The sequence below is a fragment of the Hathewaya massiliensis genome, assembly GCF_902143515.1.
In the GTDB taxonomy this organism is placed as follows: domain Bacteria; phylum Bacillota; class Clostridia; order Clostridiales; family Clostridiaceae; genus Hathewaya; species Hathewaya massiliensis.
Window position 1 is genome coordinate 376,972 of the sequence record NZ_CABFVD010000001.1, and the last position, 19,488, is coordinate 396,459.

The 19,488-nt window shown below is 30.5% G+C and carries 16 protein-coding genes, 1 pseudogene and 1 riboswitch; of the genes and pseudogenes, 3 read left to right on the plus strand and 14 right to left on the minus strand.

Going from position 1 to position 19,488, the window contains the following annotated elements; all coding sequences use genetic code 11:
* Positions 1-46: 46 nt before the first annotated feature.
* From FNZ64_RS01815 to FNZ64_RS01825, 3 genes are all read right to left on the minus strand, one after another.
* Entirely contained in the window at positions 47-460 is a 414-nt protein-coding gene (locus tag FNZ64_RS01815) for a Fur family transcriptional regulator (protein WP_142413174.1), read from the minus strand.
* 144 nt (positions 461-604) lie between these two features.
* Complete coding sequence (locus tag FNZ64_RS01820; RefSeq protein ID WP_142413175.1) at positions 605-2,062, minus strand: aminoacyl-histidine dipeptidase; 1,458 nt, start codon at positions 2,060-2,062, stop codon at positions 605-607.
* Between the two features lie 14 nt (positions 2,063-2,076).
* Entirely contained in the window at positions 2,077-2,631 is a 555-nt protein-coding gene (locus FNZ64_RS01825; RefSeq protein WP_142413176.1) for a manganese efflux pump, read from the minus strand.
* A gap of 219 nt (positions 2,632-2,850) precedes the next feature.
* On the opposite strand from FNZ64_RS01825, the gene FNZ64_RS01830 reads away from it, so the two are divergent.
* The gene (locus tag FNZ64_RS01830; RefSeq protein ID WP_142413177.1) at positions 2,851-3,486 is read left to right on the plus strand and encodes a DUF4397 domain-containing protein; all 636 of its coding nucleotides are present in this window, start codon (positions 2,851-2,853) and stop codon (positions 3,484-3,486) included.
* Positions 3,487-3,877: 391 nt separating this feature from the next.
* On the opposite strand, the gene FNZ64_RS01835 is transcribed toward FNZ64_RS01830, so the two are convergent.
* The 7 genes from FNZ64_RS01835 to FNZ64_RS01860 all read right to left on the minus strand — a co-directional run bounded on the left by FNZ64_RS01835 (position 3,878) and on the right by FNZ64_RS01860 (position 10,913).
* A complete protein-coding gene (locus tag FNZ64_RS01835; protein WP_142413178.1) occupies positions 3,878-5,224 on the minus strand; it encodes a glucose-6-phosphate isomerase in 1,347 nt (448 codons plus the stop codon).
* Positions 5,225-5,787: 563 nt separating this feature from the next.
* Complete coding sequence (locus FNZ64_RS14595; RefSeq protein ID WP_185903649.1) at positions 5,788-5,952, minus strand: hypothetical protein; 165 nt, start codon at positions 5,950-5,952, stop codon at positions 5,788-5,790.
* Positions 5,953-6,479: 527 nt separating this feature from the next.
* The gene (locus FNZ64_RS01840; protein WP_142413179.1) at positions 6,480-6,950 is read right to left on the minus strand and encodes a hypothetical protein; all 471 of its coding nucleotides are present in this window, start codon (positions 6,948-6,950) and stop codon (positions 6,480-6,482) included.
* Positions 6,951-7,002: 52 nt separating this feature from the next.
* Complete coding sequence (locus FNZ64_RS01845) at positions 7,003-7,245, minus strand: hypothetical protein (protein ID WP_142413180.1); 243 nt, start codon at positions 7,243-7,245, stop codon at positions 7,003-7,005.
* 332 nt (positions 7,246-7,577) lie between these two features.
* Entirely contained in the window at positions 7,578-8,861 is a 1,284-nt protein-coding gene (locus FNZ64_RS01850) for an APC family permease (protein ID WP_142413181.1), read from the minus strand.
* A gap of 199 nt (positions 8,862-9,060) precedes the next feature.
* Positions 9,061-9,786 carry a gamma-glutamyl-gamma-aminobutyrate hydrolase family protein gene (locus FNZ64_RS01855; RefSeq protein ID WP_142413182.1) on the minus strand — a complete coding sequence of 242 codons (726 nt, stop codon included), beginning with the start codon at positions 9,784-9,786 and terminating at the stop codon, positions 9,061-9,063.
* Positions 9,787-10,046: 260 nt separating this feature from the next.
* Positions 10,047-10,913 carry a hypothetical protein gene (locus tag FNZ64_RS01860; RefSeq protein WP_142413183.1) on the minus strand — a complete coding sequence of 289 codons (867 nt, stop codon included), beginning with the start codon at positions 10,911-10,913 and terminating at the stop codon, positions 10,047-10,049.
* A 278-nt stretch (positions 10,914-11,191) separates the two neighbouring features.
* Here FNZ64_RS01860 and FNZ64_RS01865 point away from each other — a divergent pair.
* Positions 11,192-11,941 (plus strand): annotated as a pseudogene (locus FNZ64_RS01865) (hypothetical protein); the annotation flags it as partial.
* A gap of 277 nt (positions 11,942-12,218) precedes the next feature.
* On the opposite strand, the gene guaA reads toward FNZ64_RS01865, so the two are convergent.
* Positions 12,219-13,751, minus strand: a complete 1,533-nt coding sequence (gene guaA / locus FNZ64_RS01870; protein WP_142413184.1) for a glutamine-hydrolyzing GMP synthase — start codon at positions 13,749-13,751, stop codon at positions 12,219-12,221.
* Positions 13,752-13,770: 19 nt separating this feature from the next.
* Positions 13,771-15,225 (minus strand): IMP dehydrogenase, encoded by a 1,455-nt coding sequence (guaB, locus tag FNZ64_RS01875; RefSeq protein WP_142413185.1) that lies wholly within the window; start codon positions 15,223-15,225, stop codon positions 13,771-13,773.
* A 175-nt stretch (positions 15,226-15,400) separates the two neighbouring features.
* Between guaB and FNZ64_RS01880 the strand changes: the two genes are divergently transcribed.
* Positions 15,401-16,843 (plus strand): DDE-type integrase/transposase/recombinase, encoded by a 1,443-nt coding sequence (locus tag FNZ64_RS01880; protein ID WP_142413186.1) that lies wholly within the window; start codon positions 15,401-15,403, stop codon positions 16,841-16,843.
* Positions 16,844-17,126: 283 nt separating this feature from the next.
* A riboswitch (purine riboswitch) is annotated at positions 17,127-17,224 on the minus strand.
* Positions 17,225-17,507: 283 nt separating this feature from the next.
* Here the strand turns inward: FNZ64_RS01880 and groL are convergent.
* Together groL and groES are read right to left on the minus strand one after the other, a co-directional pair.
* Positions 17,508-19,139, minus strand: a complete 1,632-nt coding sequence (groL, locus tag FNZ64_RS01885; RefSeq protein WP_142413187.1) for a chaperonin GroEL — start codon at positions 19,137-19,139, stop codon at positions 17,508-17,510.
* A 22-nt stretch (positions 19,140-19,161) separates the two neighbouring features.
* Entirely contained in the window at positions 19,162-19,449 is a 288-nt protein-coding gene (groES, locus tag FNZ64_RS01890) for a co-chaperone GroES (protein ID WP_142413188.1), read from the minus strand.
* Between the last annotated feature and the right edge of the window lie 39 nt (positions 19,450-19,488).

Sequence of the window (19,488 nt, forward strand, 5' to 3'; positions counted from 1 at the left end):
AAATATATAAAATATAAAAAATAAATACCTTTATTTATTTTTCTATTTATCCTTTTCCTTTGCAAGAATCGCAAATCCCTTTTAAGCTAACATCTCCACAAGTAACATCAAATCCTGTTTCTTTCTTTAATATTTCTTTTATTTTAGGCATTGGACATTCATACTCAACTTCCTTATGACAAAGGGAGCATTCTAAAGTATGTTTATGACCTTTTTCTTTTAAGATAAAAGTTTTTCTATCGTCTTCTCCTATAATTTTAGTTACTATATGTTTTTCTTCAAATAATTCTAAGGTTCTATAAACCGTAGATAAATCAATCTTAATTTTTTCATTTCTAAGAGAAAGATATATTTCTTCTGCATTTATAGGAGATGAATTTTCTATAAAAAGTTTTAAAACACTTACTCTTCCTTTAGTTATTTTTATTTTAGCATTCTTTAAATATGCTTCACAATTCATACATTTCACCTCTCTTTTATTTTAACATATTAAATAAAAAAATCCTATGAGTTGTTATCATAGGATTCTTACATTAAATTAATTTATTATATTATTCGTATCTATAGATATTATTTGTTGTAAGTTTCATATTTTAAGCTAAAACTACTTTAAGTTCTCTAATACTTTTAATATATATTCATAAGTTCTATCTGTTGAAGAAATGCATAGATGTTCTTTTGGTGTGTGAACATCAAAAATATCAGGTCCTAGAGAAATCATATCCATTTCACCTTTAAACTTTCCTCCAAATAATCCACATTCAAGTCCGGCATGAATTGCAGATATTTCTGGTTCCTTACCATATAAATTCTTATATACTTCTATAAATTTTTCTCTTAATTTTGAATTTGGATTGTATTGCCACTCTGGATAATCTGCAAATAATTCAAATTTAGCTCCTATTAATTTAGAAAGTACTTCACCTTTTCTAACTATATCTTCCTTAAGAGTTCCAACAGAACTTCTTATACAACTTTCAAAATAAACAGAGTCTTCTTTAGTAACTAAAACCCCTATATTAGTTGAGCTTTGAACTAATCCCTTTATATCCATGCTCATACTTTGGATACCATTAGGCATTAAGATCAATGTTTGAATTACTTTTTCTGTACTTTCGCAAGTAAATACTTTTTCTTTATATTCTACTTTTTCTAAGCATAGTGCTACATTAGGATCTTTGCCATATAGCTCAACTTTTAAAATTTCTTCCCATTTCTTAATCTTCTCTTCTAAAGCTTTTACTCCACTTTCATTTATAGTAATTAAAGCTTCTGACTCTCTTGGTATTGCATTCATCTTTGCTCCACCATTTATAGAAGCAATATTAAAATCTAAATCCAAGCTTAAATCATATAATATACGACCTAAAATTATATTAGCATTTCCTCTTTCCTTATCTATTTCCATGCCAGAGTGTCCACCTTGTAATCCGTGAACAAAAATTCTATAAGCTAAGGTACCATCTTTCATATCTTCCTTGTTAATTGGAAGAGTTATAACTTCTCTTACTCCTCCTGCACAACTAACTAATAACTTTCCTTCTTCTTCTGAATCTATATTAATTAGTCTTTTTCCAGTTACGTCTTTTGGATTTAAACCTTGAGCTCCACCCATTCCTGTTTCTTCTTCTGTAGTTACTAAAAGTTCTATTGGAGGATGAGAAATATCCTTTGATGCTAAAATAGCAAGACCTATAGCAACAGCAATTCCATTGTCTGCCCCTAAAGTAGTGCCATTTGCTCTTAAATAATCCCCTTCAACTATAAAGTCTATAGGATCCTTAGTAAAATCATGTGGATTATTTGATTCTTTTTCACAAACCATATCCATATGCCCTTGAAGAATTACTGTTTCTGAATTTTCATATCCCTTTGTACCAGGCTTTCTTATAATTACATTTAAAACTTCATCTTGTTTAACTTCTAAGTTATGTTCTTTTGCAAAATTAACTAACCAATCGCTAATAGCCTTCTCATTTCCAGATCCCCTTGGTATTTCATTCATTTCTTTAAAATACTTAAATACTTCATAGCTTTTTAAATTTTTTAATGTCTCTAACATAAAACCCATCCTTTCTATAAAAACATCATTTTAATACCAAACAATATAAGTATTATACCACCAATAAGGTCAGCATACTTCTCAAAACCATCAAATTTTTTTAAACTTTTAGAAATACAAAATGCTATGGTAGTCATAATTAAAGCAACAATACCCATAAATAGAGTATCCCTTGTTAAAATAAATATGCTATTAAATCCATTAAGCACTGTAAATCCAACAACCATAGCATCCACACTAACGGATGCACCTAAAATAATATTTGTTTTGTTTCTTAGTATTAATTTATCCTCTTTCTTATTTTCCATACTCTCTTTTAGCATAAAAACTCCTACTAATGATACAATAGTACCCCCTACAACTTTAGGTAAGCACAATATGTATTTACTAAATAAAGAACCACCATATCCCCCTATAAAAGCAAATAAAAACTGAAAAAAACCAAAAGACAGTATAAAAGTTATTTTATTTTTCTTTTTTACTATAGGATTTAATCCTATACCTAAAGCAACACCAAAGGCATCTAAAGCTAATGCTAAGGCCACCAAAAGTAAATCCTTAAATTCCAACTTTCTCCCCCTAAACCTAATGTTTTTATTAATCTATTATAAATATTTTATAAAAATTACAATAAGTTTAGAGAGCATGCTATATATTTTAAATTATATATTTTGTAAATCTATATATAAATGCATTAAAATAAAATTTTTTTATTTTAAAATAAAGAATTAACACTTTACGAATCTTTACATATAATAATTTAAGAGAACTTATGAAAGGTGTTAAATATGAATCCTAATATTCCAAATTCTTTAAAATCATTTATAAGAGTTTTACATGCATCCCCTAAAAGTCCCTCAGTAGATATATATATTAATAATGTTCCTACTATAAGAGACTTAAGATATAGGGGTTTTACAGAGTATCTTCCTATTTCTGCTGGAAACTATAATATTAAAATTTATCCTACTGGAAATAGGACTGACTTAATTCTAGAACAAAGTGTAACCATAGCTCCTAATAAAATTGTTACCATAGCAGCTATAGGAAGAGATCCTAGAACTTTATCCTTACTTCCTATATTAGACCCTAAAATAAATATAGACAACAGCAAAGTGTACTTAAGAATTGCCCATCTTTCACCTAATACGCCTCCTGTAGACATAGTTACTTCTACAGGAATAACACTTTTTAAAAATGTATCCTATAAGCAACTACAAGGATATATACCATTACCTCCAGGAATTTATTCCGTGGATGTTAGACTTGCAGATACAACAACCTCAATTTTATATGTGCCTAACATAAGATTAAATGCAAATAAATTTTATACAATTTATGTAGTAGGTTTATTAAATGATGAACCACCACTACAAGTTTTAATACCTTTAGATGGTAACTCATATATTAACTTTTATAGTTAAAATGAAGATAGTTCAATAAAAAATATTTGTTATAAAAGGCTTTGTTAGGTGAAAAATGTTGATATGAAAATCACTTCATCACTGATTCACTATGTTAAGAATTTCTATTATTTCTTCCATAAATATTACTAAAGTTTTAAAACTCGCTATGCTCAAACATTAAAACTTTTTAACGTAATATTTACTACAGAAATAATGAAATTCTAAAACTTGTTCATAGGTGATTACGTAATATCATATCAACAAAATTTCTAACAAAGTCTTATAAAAAATTATTGTAGTATAGAAAGTAGTATAGAAATTTGTTTATATAAATAAAAAGAATACTTAAAAAATGAACAGCCCCTGTCTACTTGATTGGCGGCTGTTCACTTTATACATGGTTTTTCTATTATAATCTTTCTTCTAATTTGCTTTTAAGGTCTTCAAACCCTGGTTTTCCTAGAAGTGCAAACATATTTTTCTTGTATGCTTCAACTCCTGGTTGATTAAATGGATTTACTCCTAATAAGTATCCGCTTATACCGCAAGCTTTTTCAAAGAAATATACTAGGTATCCAAAATAGTATGGACTTATCTCTGGAACGTTTATTATAAAATTAGGAACTCCTCCATCATTGTGTGCAAGCATTGTACCCTGAAAAGCTTTTTTATTTACAAAATCTATAGTTTTTCCTGAAAGATAATTTAATCCATCTATATCCTCTTCTATAGCTTTTAATTCCATGTCTTTACTTGGATTTTCTATATTTATAACAGTTTCAAATATATTTCTTAATCCATCTTGAATATATTGTCCCATGGAATGAAGATCTGTTGAAAAGTTAACAGAAGCAGGGAAAATACCCTTTCCATCCTTTCCTTCACTTTCACCATATAGTTGTTTCCACCATTCAGACATATATTGAAGTCTTGGCTCATAATTTACTAGTATTTCTGTAGTTTTTCCTTTTCTATATAAACAATTTCTAGCTGCTGCATACATATAGCAAGGGTTTTCTTTTAATAATGGTTTATTATAAACTTCCCTTGCATCTCTCGCGCCTTCCATTATTTTTTCTATGTCTATGCCAGCTGTAGCTATAGGAAGCAACCCTACTGCTGTTAAAACAGAAAATCTTCCACCAACATCATCTGGAATAACAAAAGTTTCGTATACTTCTGCATCAGATAAGCTCTTTAAAGCACCTTTTTCCTTATCAGTTGTGGCAAATATCCTCTCCTTTGCTCCATCTTTTCCATATTTCTTCTCTAAAAGTTCTTTAAATATTCTAAAAGCAATGGCAGGTTCTGTAGTTGTTCCTGACTTTGAAACTACATTAACAGAAAAATCTTTGTGTTGTACAAATTCTATTAAATCTTGAATATAAGTAGAACTTATACTATTTCCTACAAAATATATTTCAGGTGTATTTCTTTTTTCCTTTGGAAGATAATTATAAAAAGAATGACTTAACATCTCTATAGCAGCTCTTGCTCCTAAATAAGAACCACCAATACCTATAACTATTAAAACCTCTGAATTATTTTGTATTTTTTTAGCAGCTTTTTGAATTCTAGAAAACTCCTCTTTATCATAATCAACAGGAAGATCTAACCACCCTAAAAAATCATTGCCCTCTCCTATTTTATTATGAAGCTCATTATGTGCTTCATTTACCATGCCTTGCATTTTCATTACTTCTTCTTCAGTTAAATATGGATTTGCTTTATTTAAATCTAAAGTTATTTTTGACATATTTTTTCCCTCCTATTTATTATTTACATTCCCCTTTTAATTATATTATATGTAGGAAAACTCTAAGGTCATAATATTTTTTATTATATACTTTAAGGGACATAATATCAATAATTGGGACAATATAGTAACAGTTAAATCATAGAATAAAAACAAATATGCATTTGTCATTATTGTAGTGATAACCTCAATACTCACACTAAAAGGAGAAGGCAAATGCAAAATAATTGTATCAAAGTTTCAATAGATTTATCAGATTTTAATATCTAACATTCTGAAGTCTGAATAATGTAATAATACTATTTTTATAAGAGTTTCTTCAATAAAACGATCTTTAAAATTTCATAAATACTATAGAATAGCTTATAGACTGCATGATAAAAAAGATTTCTTAGTAAGAGATTACTATTTATAGTAGAAAAATCAGCTTGAGATGTACTTGCTGTGGACATATATAAATATCAATAACAATTTCTTTTCTTAATAAATATTAAAGAAAACCCAATGGGATTATTAAGTTTATTACTAAAGAAGGATATAAAATAAGTATTAATGATTTATCTTTATGCAGCCATACAAATATAAATCACATATGATATTATAATTGTTAAATATATAGTATCTATTGTACTATTTTTATTACTTTGAACCTTTTTAAAAATATTTGTCATACATTTAATTCCTACAAAAATTGCTATTGGAATAGAATAATAAACTAATGTTCCCATCTAATACCCCCCATATATATTTTTTTGTTTTTTAAATTAACCCCTTTATTTTACCAAAAGGTATTCTTCTTATCAATTTTTTATATAAAAATTTGATGATTACTTTAGCCAAAATGATTTTAAAAAGGGTATTTAAAGTATCAGTCTCTTTTTTTATAATGACTTCTACTATTTTCTTTTAAGTTCCCATAGCATCGATTGTAGCAATAGTATCTTTTAATTCTAATATTTCAATTAATTTAGGAATTGCTGTGATTTCATTTGATTTGTCATCTGTTTTGATTTATCATAAAACTACATGATTCTCATTTGCCAAGCACTAACAATATGATATAATTACCACTAACCATAAAAAACAAGAAATGAGCTGTCTCAAATTTAATTTGCTTCAGTTCCTTGCTTTTTATTATTTAGATATTGCTGCCACAGACTCTATTTCTACTTTATTTACACCTATTAACTAAAAAAGAGATCGTCCTTTTGGACAACCTCTTTTTTTATATTTAATCTTCTCTATTATAATGTCTTTATATTGTGCTAGGACATTTACAATTAGTTGGGTCTATATAGTGAGCAATAATCTTTGCTTTAAATGTTCTATTTCCTGAAGTACAGTTGCTTTGTTTAAGAGCAAAGGTAAATTCTACATTTAAATTTGCACAGGAAAAATTTTGTCGTCCTGAAGGGCATGTTGCTGTTCCTTCTAAAACTTGAACTGCTCTAACTTTATCCAAACCACCTACTCTTTCACATAGTATACAAGCTACTGAAATTTTCTTACCAACACATACATTATTAATAGTTGTAGGAACATTTATTATTAATCCTGCATTTGTTAGTTCTGGGTCAGAAGGAATTAAATTTGCACAAACCTCACATGGACTCACAGAAACTGGATCACACCCCGCCATGCTCATCCCTAAGTTTTCTGGATACATTTCGTCTTTTACTTCTATTTCATTTATGTCTAATTTCCCCATACCAATTTCTTTTTTCATTTATAAATACACCTCACGTTTTTATTTTAATATTTAACCACTATATTAAGCATTAGTAATAACATTGATTGTAGTAATACCTACCACAACAACATTTTTTAAGAAGTATTAGTACAATTATTATTATAAATATAAGCTCTATATTAATTGTACATTTAATTGGAGGGGGTAATGAATCATCCATATCTACATCTGCATTTATGTCTATATCTATATTTTTAAAAACATCGAAAGGTTTAAATTTTACCTGTCCTTGACCACATATTAAATTACAATTTTCTATATTGCTACTCATCACTCCCCCCCTTAACTTTCACTTCTTAATTTATTATATGGAATAATAACTTTAAAAGTTACAAAGCTTTATACAATAATTTATTTCATAAAATCGTGAATTTCCACTATGAGAAGAGCACAGGTTTCCTATAGAAGACTATAATGTATGCTCTCTTATTGTAGTAGGAGCATACACTTCTTTCCCTACTGTATAGTGCATTTAGGCACATAACACTACTTTTTTTAATATATATAATTAAAGTGCGTAAATCCTAAGGTACAATACCATGAGGTTTTACGCACTTTGCTATAAAGAGGCTGTCCTATTAAGAATAAATACTACAATAATTATTATGACGCCCTTTTATTTGAATTTTTCATTAAAAAATAGAATGGGATTCCTAATATTAAGCCACCTAGTCCCCAAATTATTTGTTGCATAGATGCTTGAAGTAAAAGCCAAAAGCTTACTAAAACTGCTAAGATAGGAATTACTGGACCAAATGGAACTCTAAAAGAACCTGTTAAATCCTTTCTCTTTCTTAATACAATTATAGCTAAACATGTTGGAACATATTGAACAAATCTTGACACTACGCTAATTGCTGCTAATGTAGTAAAACTTCCTGATAAAGCTATAGGAATAGCTAATAGTACAGTGATGATTATTGCTACATATGGTGTTCCCTTTTTACTTTGTTTGCCAACTACTTTAGGTAATAATCCATCTTCTGCTAAAGCAACCCCACTACGAGGAGTTATAAATGCAGCTGCTACGTTAATTCCACCTATTGAAATTAATGTTCCTGATGCTACTAAAGCATTTCCAAAGGATCCCATAAGTTTTCTTGCAACTGTTTGAATTGGAGTAAGGTCTTTAGCTAAATCTGCTCCTAAAATACCAATAGAAACTACTAGTAAAGCTATATAGAATACTGATACTATAATCATAACTATAATTATAGCTTTTGGAAGATTTTTTTGAGGATCTTCCATATCTTTAGCCGCTACTGCTATGGACTCAAATCCTGTAAATGCATAAAACATTAATAATGCTGCTGCTCCAAAGGAACCTGATATATAAGTTCCATTAGGCCCTGGAAACATAGGAGTAAAGTTGCTTCCATTAATAAAGAAAATCCCTACAGCAACAACAATTATTAGAGGAACTAACTTTGAAACAGTAATAATATTACCAAGTACTTTTGAAAAATTAACACCTAAAATATTTATGATACCTAAACCTACTAAAATAGATACTACAATTATATTTTGCATAGATTGACTCTCTGCTGGAGCCCATACCTTGCCAAGTGCAGTTGCAAATCCAACAGCCATAGCTGCCCAAGCTATAATACTAATAGCCCACTTCATAAAACCAACCTCAAAACCTACAAAATCACCAAAAGCCTCTTTAGCATAAACATAAGGTCCACCATTTTTTGAAAACATACCTGCTGCCTCTGCAAAACAAAGCGCAATACTAATAACAAGTAACATATCAAATAAGATTACCCCAATACTGGCTGGTCCTATAAGTGACATAGCCTTATTGGGAAGCAAAAATATGCCGGAACCTATAATTGCATTTAACCCTAGTAATATAATACTCGGGAGTTTTAATTTATCTTTCATAGTTCATCTTTCCTTTATTATTTATTCTTTCGTGCTTATTATTTTTGTGTCTATTATTCTTTTGTGTTTATTACTTTTTTGTATTTAATTTTCTTTTATGTTTATTCTTCTTTCCTGCTTATTATTTTCTTTTATGTTTATTCTTCTTTCCTGCTTATTATTTAATGTTTATTCTTTATTCTTTATTCTTTAATGAGTATTATTTCTTTGCTAATTCTATAAAATATTTGAATAAATCTAACATAGAGCTATTTGTTCCTGCCATCATCTCTGGATGCCACTGAGTTCCAAATATAGGTTCTCCAGTATTGCTTTCTATAGCTTCTACTACACCATCTGATGCATGAGCTACAGCCTTAAAAGAAGGAGCAACCTCTTTTATAATTTGATGATGGAAACTATTAATTTTTAAATCAATTCCTAAAATAGAAGCCAACCTGCTATCTTCTTCTATTTTTACAGAATGAGTTCCTAAGCTTGGAGAATGTCCTTGGGAATGTTTAATACACTTCTCCTCCCTACAAGATAAATCTTGATAAAGAGTCCCTCCATGTGCAACATTAATAATTTGAAAACCTCTACATACCCCAAAAACAGGAATCTCTCTTTTCTTAGCCGCTGCTAATAATTGAAAATCAAATTCATCACGCTCTGGAAATACCTCTCCTAATTTCCCATCTGGTTCCTCATTATAATTTAAGGGAGAAACATCATGTCCTCCTGATAAAATTAATCCATCAATATGTTGAACTGACATTTCTATCACTGACTTATCCTCAGAAAAAGGGATTATAAATGGTATTCCCCCTGCCTTAATAACAGCTTGTACATAATCATCATTTACGTACGCACGTTTATATCCTGGAAACATGCCGCCATTATCAATAATTAAACTACCTGATATTCCGATAATAGGTTTTTTCATCTTTAGCACCTCCATTTACTACTGTAGTCATTGTATTATTAAATCTATTTATTGTAATTTATATTAACAGATAATAATTATTTTTTAATTATAATGTGAAAAATATGATGTGTCAATAAATAATACTATAAATTATGCGTGTTAAAATTAGTCACTTTGTAAATTAAATTTACAGAAAATAAAATATTGACCATTACCCGTAGTTACCTCTATCAGTAATGCCCTAGAACTTTCATAACATTTCCTCATAATCATGTTCATCAGGTATACTTACTATGTTTATTATTGCTATTGTTATTATTATTGTCTGTTATAGTCTTGTATAGTTTAGTATAGTCTAGTATATTAATGTTTACCTTTTTATCATGTTTTGGTAAGTGGTTTGGTAAGTACTTTGGTATATGGTCTGGTAAGTACTTTGGTAAGTACCCTGGTGCATACTTTGGTAAGTCATCTGGTACATGGTTTGGTAAGTACTCTGGTAAATGTTCTAAACTTTTACTTAATACTCCTTCATTTAATGTTGTCTCTAGTAAGTGCTTTGCTGAATTCTCTAGGAAATGCCCTAGTGCAGGCTTTACCTCATTCTCTGTTTTATACTCAAAACCATTGCCTATCACGGAATTTTCAGAATTACTTGATTCTCCCTTTTCTCTCACATAGCTTTCTTTTTCTATTAAATATTCATCTATATTTTCATACTCTTCCTTATCACAATTGTCACAAGCTACCTCTGATAACCCCTCTTCATTAAAATTCTCCCTAGACGCTTCTGAAAGATCCTCTTCTTCTATGTACTCCTCTTCATAATCACTTTCAATTCCCCCATTTAAAGATAATAAGTCAAAATTTAATATATACATACCACACTTTCCTAATTTCTTTGATTTAGCATGCTTAATAAAGCCCTGTTCTATAAGCTTACCTCTTGCTGCGATTACAGTTTTATCGCTACCAAAACCACCTCTGTATTTAATCTCAGTATTAGTCATGGTAAAATCATTTCTCCATCCTAACTCGTTAGACTTTCTCCACAAAGCCATAAGAAGACAAAAAGCAGCTTGACCAGTTTTTTCAACCCCACCTATAGCATCAAATTGTTTTAATAAAACATATAAATTTTGCATAAAAATACACCCCTTCCTGGAGTGTATATATGCGTATAAATTTATTTTGGGACACTATGCTATATTTATAAATATACATGAAAATTATATTTCATATGGGATTACTTTCTAAGTTCATAAATACCCTTAAGTAGTATATAACATATAAAAAGGAGTGTTTTATTAATAGGAAATAAAAAAATTCATTAATGCTTTAAAAAATTCAAACCCATATTAAAACTCTTATTTTAATAATGAATTAAAATAGATTTATAATAAGAAACTAAGAAGGTGAACTAGTGAAGCCTGCAAATTATGAAGATTTAATTACGAAAAGAACAATGAACCTTTTTGCATAGGAAGGTCTAAAATTCTTTGGTATAAACAAAAAAGTTAAGGAAATTGGGTCAACAGAATTAGTAGTTTTAGAAACTAAAAATATGTTTATGGACTACACGTTCCTAATGGAAGATGATACTTTTATACATTTTGAATTTCAAACAACACATAAAGTGAAAACCGATTTAAGAAGGTTTAGAGCCTATGAAGCATTGTTAAGTCATCAAACAGGAAAAGATACAGTTACATATGTTATTTATTCAGGTAATATAAAATCTCCAGCTAATATTTTAGAAACTGGAATAAATGAATATAAAGTTAATTCAATATCTATGGCTGATAAAGATGGAGATAAGATATATAGTGATATTGTACAAAAAATAAAATTAGGTAAGGAAATCACAAAACAAGATATAATATCTTTAACATTCACTCCTATTATGGGTGGAAACATAGAGATAGCTGATAAAATAATTAATGCTATACATATAGTAAAAGACATAAATAATCACTATAAGTATGATGTGGAATCAATACTATATGCCTTTGCAAATAAATTTTTAAGTGGAAAAGATTTAGAAAAAGTAAAGGAGGAATTGCGAATGACTGAACTAGGTAAGAGTTTAATACAAGAAGGAATGGAAAAAGGTCGAGAAGAAGGTCGAGAAGAAGGAAAATCAGATCTTCTAATTAAACTGTTGATAAAAAAAATTTAAAAAATTACCTGATCAATATAAATAAAAGATAAAATTACTTCCAGAAGAAACTTTAGAAATAATTGCAACGGATATATTTGAACTAAATTCAATAGAAGAGTTAGAGCAATATTTCTAGAATAACATATTACATTTTTAATGGAGTGTCTTAAATAAGTCACTCCATTTTTTGTACATTTATTTCATAAGCTCAATAAAAAAACAACCAGCAAGAATAATACTTACTGATTGCTTTCATTATCTACAAACATAAATCATTGATGCTATTCTTTTATTCCCACTCAATTGTTGAAGGCGGCTTAGAAGTGATATCATACACGATTCTATTTACTCCTTCAACTTCATTTACTATTCTTCTAGATATTTTATCTAATACGTCATATGGGATTCTAGCCCAATCTGATGTCATTCCATCTGAAGATGTAACTGCTCTTAAGCCTACTGTATGGCAATATGTTCTTTCATCTCCCATAACTCCAACGGAACGGATGTTAGGTAGGCAGGCAAAGTACTGCCATATTTCTCTTTCAAGGCCTGCTTTTGCAACTTCTTCTCTTAATATTGCATCTGCTTCTCTTACTATGTGAAGTTTTTCCTCTGTAACTTCTCCTAAGACTCTAATTGCAAGTCCTGGTCCTGGGAATGGCTGTCTCCAAACTAAATCCTTAGGTATTCCTAATTCTTCTCCTACAGCTCTTACTTCATCTTTAAATAACTCTCTTAGTGGCTCTATTAGTGTAAACTCTATATCTTCTGGAAGTCCACCTACATTGTGATGGCTTTTTATTACAGCAGAAGTTTTTGTACCACTTTCAACTACGTCTGCATATATTGTTCCTTGAACTAAGAAATCCATTTTACCAAGTTTATTTGATTCTTCTTCAAATACTCTTATGAATTCTTCTCCAATAATTTTTCTCTTTCTCTCTGGGTCTGATACACCTTTTAATTTTCCAAAGAATCTCTCTTGTGCATTTACTCTAACAAGGTTCATATCAAATTTTTCCCTAAAGATTTTTTCAACTTGATCTCCTTCATCTTTTCTTAAAAGGCCATGATCAACGAATACACAAGTTAATTGTTTTCCTATAGCTCTATGCACAAGCACTGCTGCTACTGAAGAATCTACTCCTCCTGATAATGCACATAGAACTTTTTTATCTCCAACTTTTTCTTTTATTTCACTTATCTTTTCTTCTATAAAGGAAGTCATAGACCAATCCCCTGAAACTTCACATACATCAAATAAGAAACTCTTAAGCATTTCTCTTCCAAATAGTGTATGTTCAACTTCTGGATGGAATTGAACTCCGTATAATCTTCTCTCTTTATTTTCAAAAGCTGCTACAGGACATTCGCTAGTTGTTGCTGTTATTTTAAATCCTTCTGGCACTTCTGAAATATAGTCTGTATGACTCATCCAGCATTGCTTTTCATTTAAGCCTTTGAAAATTAAAGATTCTCCATTTAAATCTACATCAGTTTTTCCATATTCTCTAACTGTTGCAGTGCTAACTTTTCCACCTAGAGTATATGACATTAATTGTGCACCGTAGCAAATTCCAAGCACTGGAACTCCTAAGTCAAATAATTCTTTATCTACCTTTGGAGCACCTTCTGCATAAACACTGTTTGGTCCTCCTGTGAAAATTATCCCCTTAGGATCTTTTTCTTTAATTTCTTCAATGCTTATATCATTAGATACTATTTCACAGTATACGTGGTTTTCTCTTACTCTTCTTCCAATAAGCTGCTTATATTGACCACCAAAGTCTATTATTAAAATTAATTCATTTTTAGCCACTTTAGTTCCTCCATTCTTATTACATATTAATACTGTAGTTTGGTGCTTCCTTAGTAATATTTATATCATGAGGATGACTTTCTCTAAGTCCTGCTGAACTTTGAACTACAAATCTTGCAGTTTCATATAGTGTATCTAAATCCTTAGATCCTAAGTATCCCATTCCTGATTTAATACCACCAAGTAATTGATATATAGTTTCTGATACAGCTCCTTTAAATGGAACTCTACCTTCAACTCCTTCTGGAACTAATTTTTTATTTCCTTCTTGGAAATATCTATCCTTACTTCCTGATGCCATAGCTGCTAGAGATCCCATTCCTCTATATACTTTGTAACTTCTTCCTTGGTATATTTCTAATTCTCCTGGAGATTCTTCACAACCTGCAAATAATGAACCCATCATACATACGCTAGCTCCTGCTGCTAATGCTTTTACTAAGTCTCCTGAATATTTTAATCCACCGTCTGCTATTACAGGAATACCATATTTTCTTCCAACTTCTGCACAGTCCATAACTGCTGTTAATTGAGGAACTCCAACTCCTGCAACTACTCTTGTTGTACAAATAGATCCAGGTCCGATTCCAACTTTAACACAGTCAGCCCCTGCTTTAATTAAATCTTCAACAGCTTCAGGAGTAGCAACATTTCCTGCAATAACTTGAAGTTCAGGATATTTTTCTTTTACTCTCTTTACTCCTTCTATAACTCCTTTAGAATGTCCGTGAGCTGTATCTAATACTACAACGTCTACTCCAACTTTAACTAGGGCATCTACTCTATCCATCATATCTGCAGTTATTCCAATTGCTGCTCCACAAAGTAATCTTCCTCTTTCATCCTTAGCTGCATTTGGATGCTTAATTGTCTTTTGAATATCTTTTATAGTTATTAGTCCTATTAAGTTATTATCCTTATCTACTAAAGGTAATTTTTCAATTTTATGTTTTTGTAGTATTTCCTTAGCTTCTTCTATAGAAGTTCCCTCTGGTGCTGTAACTAGGTTTTTACTAGTCATAACTTCTTTAATTTCTTTTGAATAGTCTGTTTCATAAACTATATCTCTATTAGTAATTATACCAACTAATTTTCCTTCTGAAGTTACAGGTATTCCAGATATTCTATATTTTTTCATTAAGTCTAAGGCATCTTGAATTTTATTATGAGGTGCTAAATAAAAAGGATTTGTAATTACTCCATTTTCTTGTCTCTTTACTGTATCTACTTCTGCAGCTTGTGCATCAATTGACATATTCTTGTGAACTATTCCTATGCCACCTTCTCTAGCCATAGCTATAGCCATTTTAGCCTGAGTAACTGTGTCCATCCCTGCACTCATAAGTGGTATATTTAATTTAATTTTCTTAGTTAAGTTTGTTTTTAAAGAAACTTCCTTAGGTAATACTTCAGATTTATTAGGTATTAATAAAACGTCATCAAAAGTGTATGCTTGTTTTAAGATAATTGCCATTTTTTTATCCTCCCTTAATTTAATGTTAGTGTAAAGTTTTTCACACTATATTTTTTACTTTATCTTTATATATCAAGGGTTACAGAATTTTTTTAAACAAAAAAACAATGACCCCCTTTTTTATGCTATAATTGAATCGCCAAAACCCAAAATAACATGAAAGGATGTCATTGCTATGGATTCAATTATAACTTATTTACTTTTATATATTCAATACCAAAACAAAATTATTTTAGAACTTTTTTTATTTATATCTAAATATATTCCTCTTAAACAATTGGTTTTTGAGGATTCACATAGTCCTGAATATCAGAAGTTTAAGGTGGATAAACTTCCTAAAATCTTCAATTCAGAACCTGTTGATTATCAATTGCTTTTAGCTTATTACAAGAACAGGTACGGAAAAACTGTTAAGCCAGTAAATCGTAGGTCTGAAAGTGCAAAAGTTGGTGAATCTACCGTGTGCCCTCGTTGTGGTGCTCCGCACAAATACATTTACAAAAATAATGGTTCTAAAGGTCAATATCAGTGTAAAGTATGTGGAGAGTTATTTAACGAAATAAATATCTATAATAGACCTTTAGCTTTACGTTGCCCTTATTGTGGACATATTTTAACACCTAAGAAAGATCGTAAGCATTTTAGAATACATAAATGTGTTAATCCTAAGTGTTCTTACTACCGCAATAACTTAGACAAGCTACCTAAAGACTTAAGTGACGCTAATAAACACAAGTACAAGCTCCACTACATCTATCGTGAGTTCACCATAGATTTCTTTAAAATGGACTTACATGAACTTCCTTCTAGAGCAATTAACTTTAAGTATAAGAAGTTTAATGCCCACATTATGGGGCTTTGCCTTACTTATCACGTTAATCTTAAGCTATCTACTAGACAGACAGCACATGCCTTGGAAGAAGTACACGGCATAAAGATTTCACATACAATGGTTGCTAATTATGCTATGACTGCTGCCGCAGTTATAAAGCCTTTTGTTGACACATTTGACTACAAACCATCTAATATTCTTTCAGCTGATGAAACCTATATCAAGGTAAAAGGTATAAAACATTACGTTTGGATTATCATGGATGCCTGTAAGAAGTCTATCTTAGGCTATCAAGTATCTGATACTCGTGCTGTAGGTCCATGTATCCTCACTATGCGTATGGCTTTTGAGAAGTTTAAAAAATTCCCTAATAAAGCCTTAAAATTCATTGCAGACGGCTATAGTGCCTATCCTCTTGCAAGTCAGCAGTGCAAAATCGTTAATGGATGGGACTTTGATGTTACTCAAGTTATCGGACTCACCAATGATGATGCTGTATCCACCGAATTTCGTTGGGTAAAGCAAGTAGTAGAACGACTTAACCGCACCTTCAAATCTTCTTATCGCGTTACCTGCGGTTATGGAAGCGAGAATGGTGCACTTTATGGCGTTTCCCTTTGGGTTGCCTATTATAACTTTCTACGTCCTCATCCTTATAACTACTGGAAGCCACTAAATGAGATAGATATTTTAACTAATGCGGGCAATATGCCTGCTAAGTGGCAAATACTTATTTATCTTGGTCAACAAACAATATTAAAGATGCAAGCTGAAAACTCTGCTTAATTTAGTTATAAAGTAAATATACGATATTTCTGAGCCACTACGTGGATAAATTAATGTGGTGATTAGCAATATCAAAAATTTTCCTTCTCTGAAAAGGATTTTTTGTCATGCTCAAAATTCGTTAATCCATCTTTAAATCACAAAATATTTTAGTATTCTACGCCCTTCGGGCAAAACATTTTTAAACTTAACTTTTTCATATTTCACTTTACACTATCAATTTAATTTCAAATACAAAAAATACAACCATAGAGACACTATCAAAAAAGAGTCCATAGTTGTATAAACTAAAGGCTCTTTTCATAGTGAGGAATTTACGGTTCCCTGTAGATACTCCCTACCTTATTTAGAGATTATATGAAAAGTTTTATTCATTTTTAAAATAAAATGAATGTAATATTTCATTTTTTTCTGACTAATTATTAATATTTATTCTATTTAAAGTTTATACATTTGTCAATGGTTTTTTATATAAAAATTAGGTTTTGCTTAGCAAAACTTTTTTATTAAAGGTTCTTCTTAGGTATTCGCTCTAAATGAGCCTTATTTTTCATTAAAACTTTTTCTTAGGTATTTGCTTCTAACTAAGCCTAATAAAAAAGGGGCTTTGCTTAGCAAAGTCCCTTTTTTTATATTTCATTATATTACATACAATGTTTTATTTTTAGTACATTCCGTCCATTCCCATACCGCCCATTCCTGGTGCTGGCATTGCTGGTTGTTTTTCTGGGATGTCAACTACTGCAGCTTCAGTAGTTAAGAATGTTGAAGATACAGATGCTGCATTTTGTAATGCTGATCTAGTAACCTTAGTTGGATCTACTATACCAGATTTTATCATGTCAACATACTCTTCTTTGTAAGCGTCAAAACCTACTCCTGGTGCACTTGATTTTACTTTTTCTATTATTACTGAACCTTCTAGACCTGCATTTTCAGCAATTTGTCTAACTGGTTCTTCTAGAGCTCTTACAATTATGTTAATTCCTAATTGTACATCAGGATTTTCATCAGTTAACTTAGCAACTTCTTTTATAGAATTTATATAAGCTGTTCCTCCACCTGGAACTATACCTTCTTCTACTGCTGCTCTTGTAGCTGCTAGAGCGTCTTCTATTCTTAATTTCTTTTCTTTTAATTCAGTTTCAGTTACTGCACCAACTTTAACTACAGCTACTCCACCTGCAAGTTTTGCAAGTCTTTCTTGAAGTTTTTCTTTGTCAAATTCAGAAGTTGTCTCTTCTATTTGAGCCTTTAATTGTCCAACTCTGTTTTGGATTTCTTCTTTGCTTCCTTTTCCATTTACAATAGTTGTATTATCCTTTGATACTTTTACGCTTTCTGCTCTTCCTAGCATATCAACTGTAACATCTTTTATGTCTCTTCCTAATTCTTCTGAAATTACTTCTCCACCAGTTAATATAGCTATATCAGCTAACATTTCTTTTCTTCTATCACCGAATCCTGGAGCTTTAACAGCTACACAAGTAAAGGTTCCTCTTAATTTATTTACAACTAAAGTTGCTAGAGCTTCCCCTTCAACATCATCAGCAATTATAAGTAGTTTTCTACCTTGTTGCACTATTTGTTCTAATAGTGGTAGTAATTCTTGAATATTTCCTATCTTTTTATCAGTGATTAAGATATAAGGATCTTCTAATGAAGCTTCCATTTTTTCTGTATCTGTTGACATATAAGGGCTTAAGTATCCTCTATCAAATTGCATACCTTCAACTACGCTTAATTCTGTTCCCATGGATTTTGATTCTTCAATAGTGATAACACCTTCGTTACCAACCCTCTCCATAGCATCAGCAATTAGCTTTCCAATCTCTTCATCTGCTGCTGAAATTGCTGCAACTCTCGCTATATCTTCTTTACCATTTATAGGTTTAGAAGTCTTCTTTATTTCCTCAACAGCTTTGTCTACAGCCATTTTAATACCATTTCTAATCATCATTGGATTAGCACCAGCTGTAACATTTTTTAATCCTTCTCTTATAATAGCTTGAGCTAATAAAGTTGCTGTTGTAGTACCATCTCCAGCTACGTCATTTGTCTTTGTAGCAACTTCTTTTACTAATTGTGCTCCCATATTTTCATATGGATCTTCTAATTCTATTTCTCTAGCTATAGTAACACCATCGTTTGTTATTAATGGTGAACCAAATTTCTTATCTAAAACAACATTTCTTCCTTTAGGTCCTAAAGTTACCTTTACTGTATTTCCAAGAATATCTACACCTTTTTGCATAGCTCTTCTAGCATCTTCATTAAATAAAATTTGTTTTGCCATATGTTTGACCCTCCTTATAAAACTACTTTTCAATAACTGCTAAAATATCACTTTGGCTTAATATGATGTACTCTTCGCCTTCGAATTTTATTTCATTTCCTGCATACTTAGAGAATAATACTCTGTCTCCAACTGCAACTTCCATTTTTATTTCTTTTCCGTCTACTACAGCACCAGGTCCCACAGCAACTATTTCTGCTTCTTGTGGTTTTTCTTTAGAAGCTCCTGGAATAACTATTCCGCTTTTTGTAGTTTCTTCTGCTTCAATTCTTTTAATAACAACTCTGTCAGCAAGTGGTCTTATTTTCATTTAAAACCCTCCTTAATTGTTTTGTTTATTTAATTAATA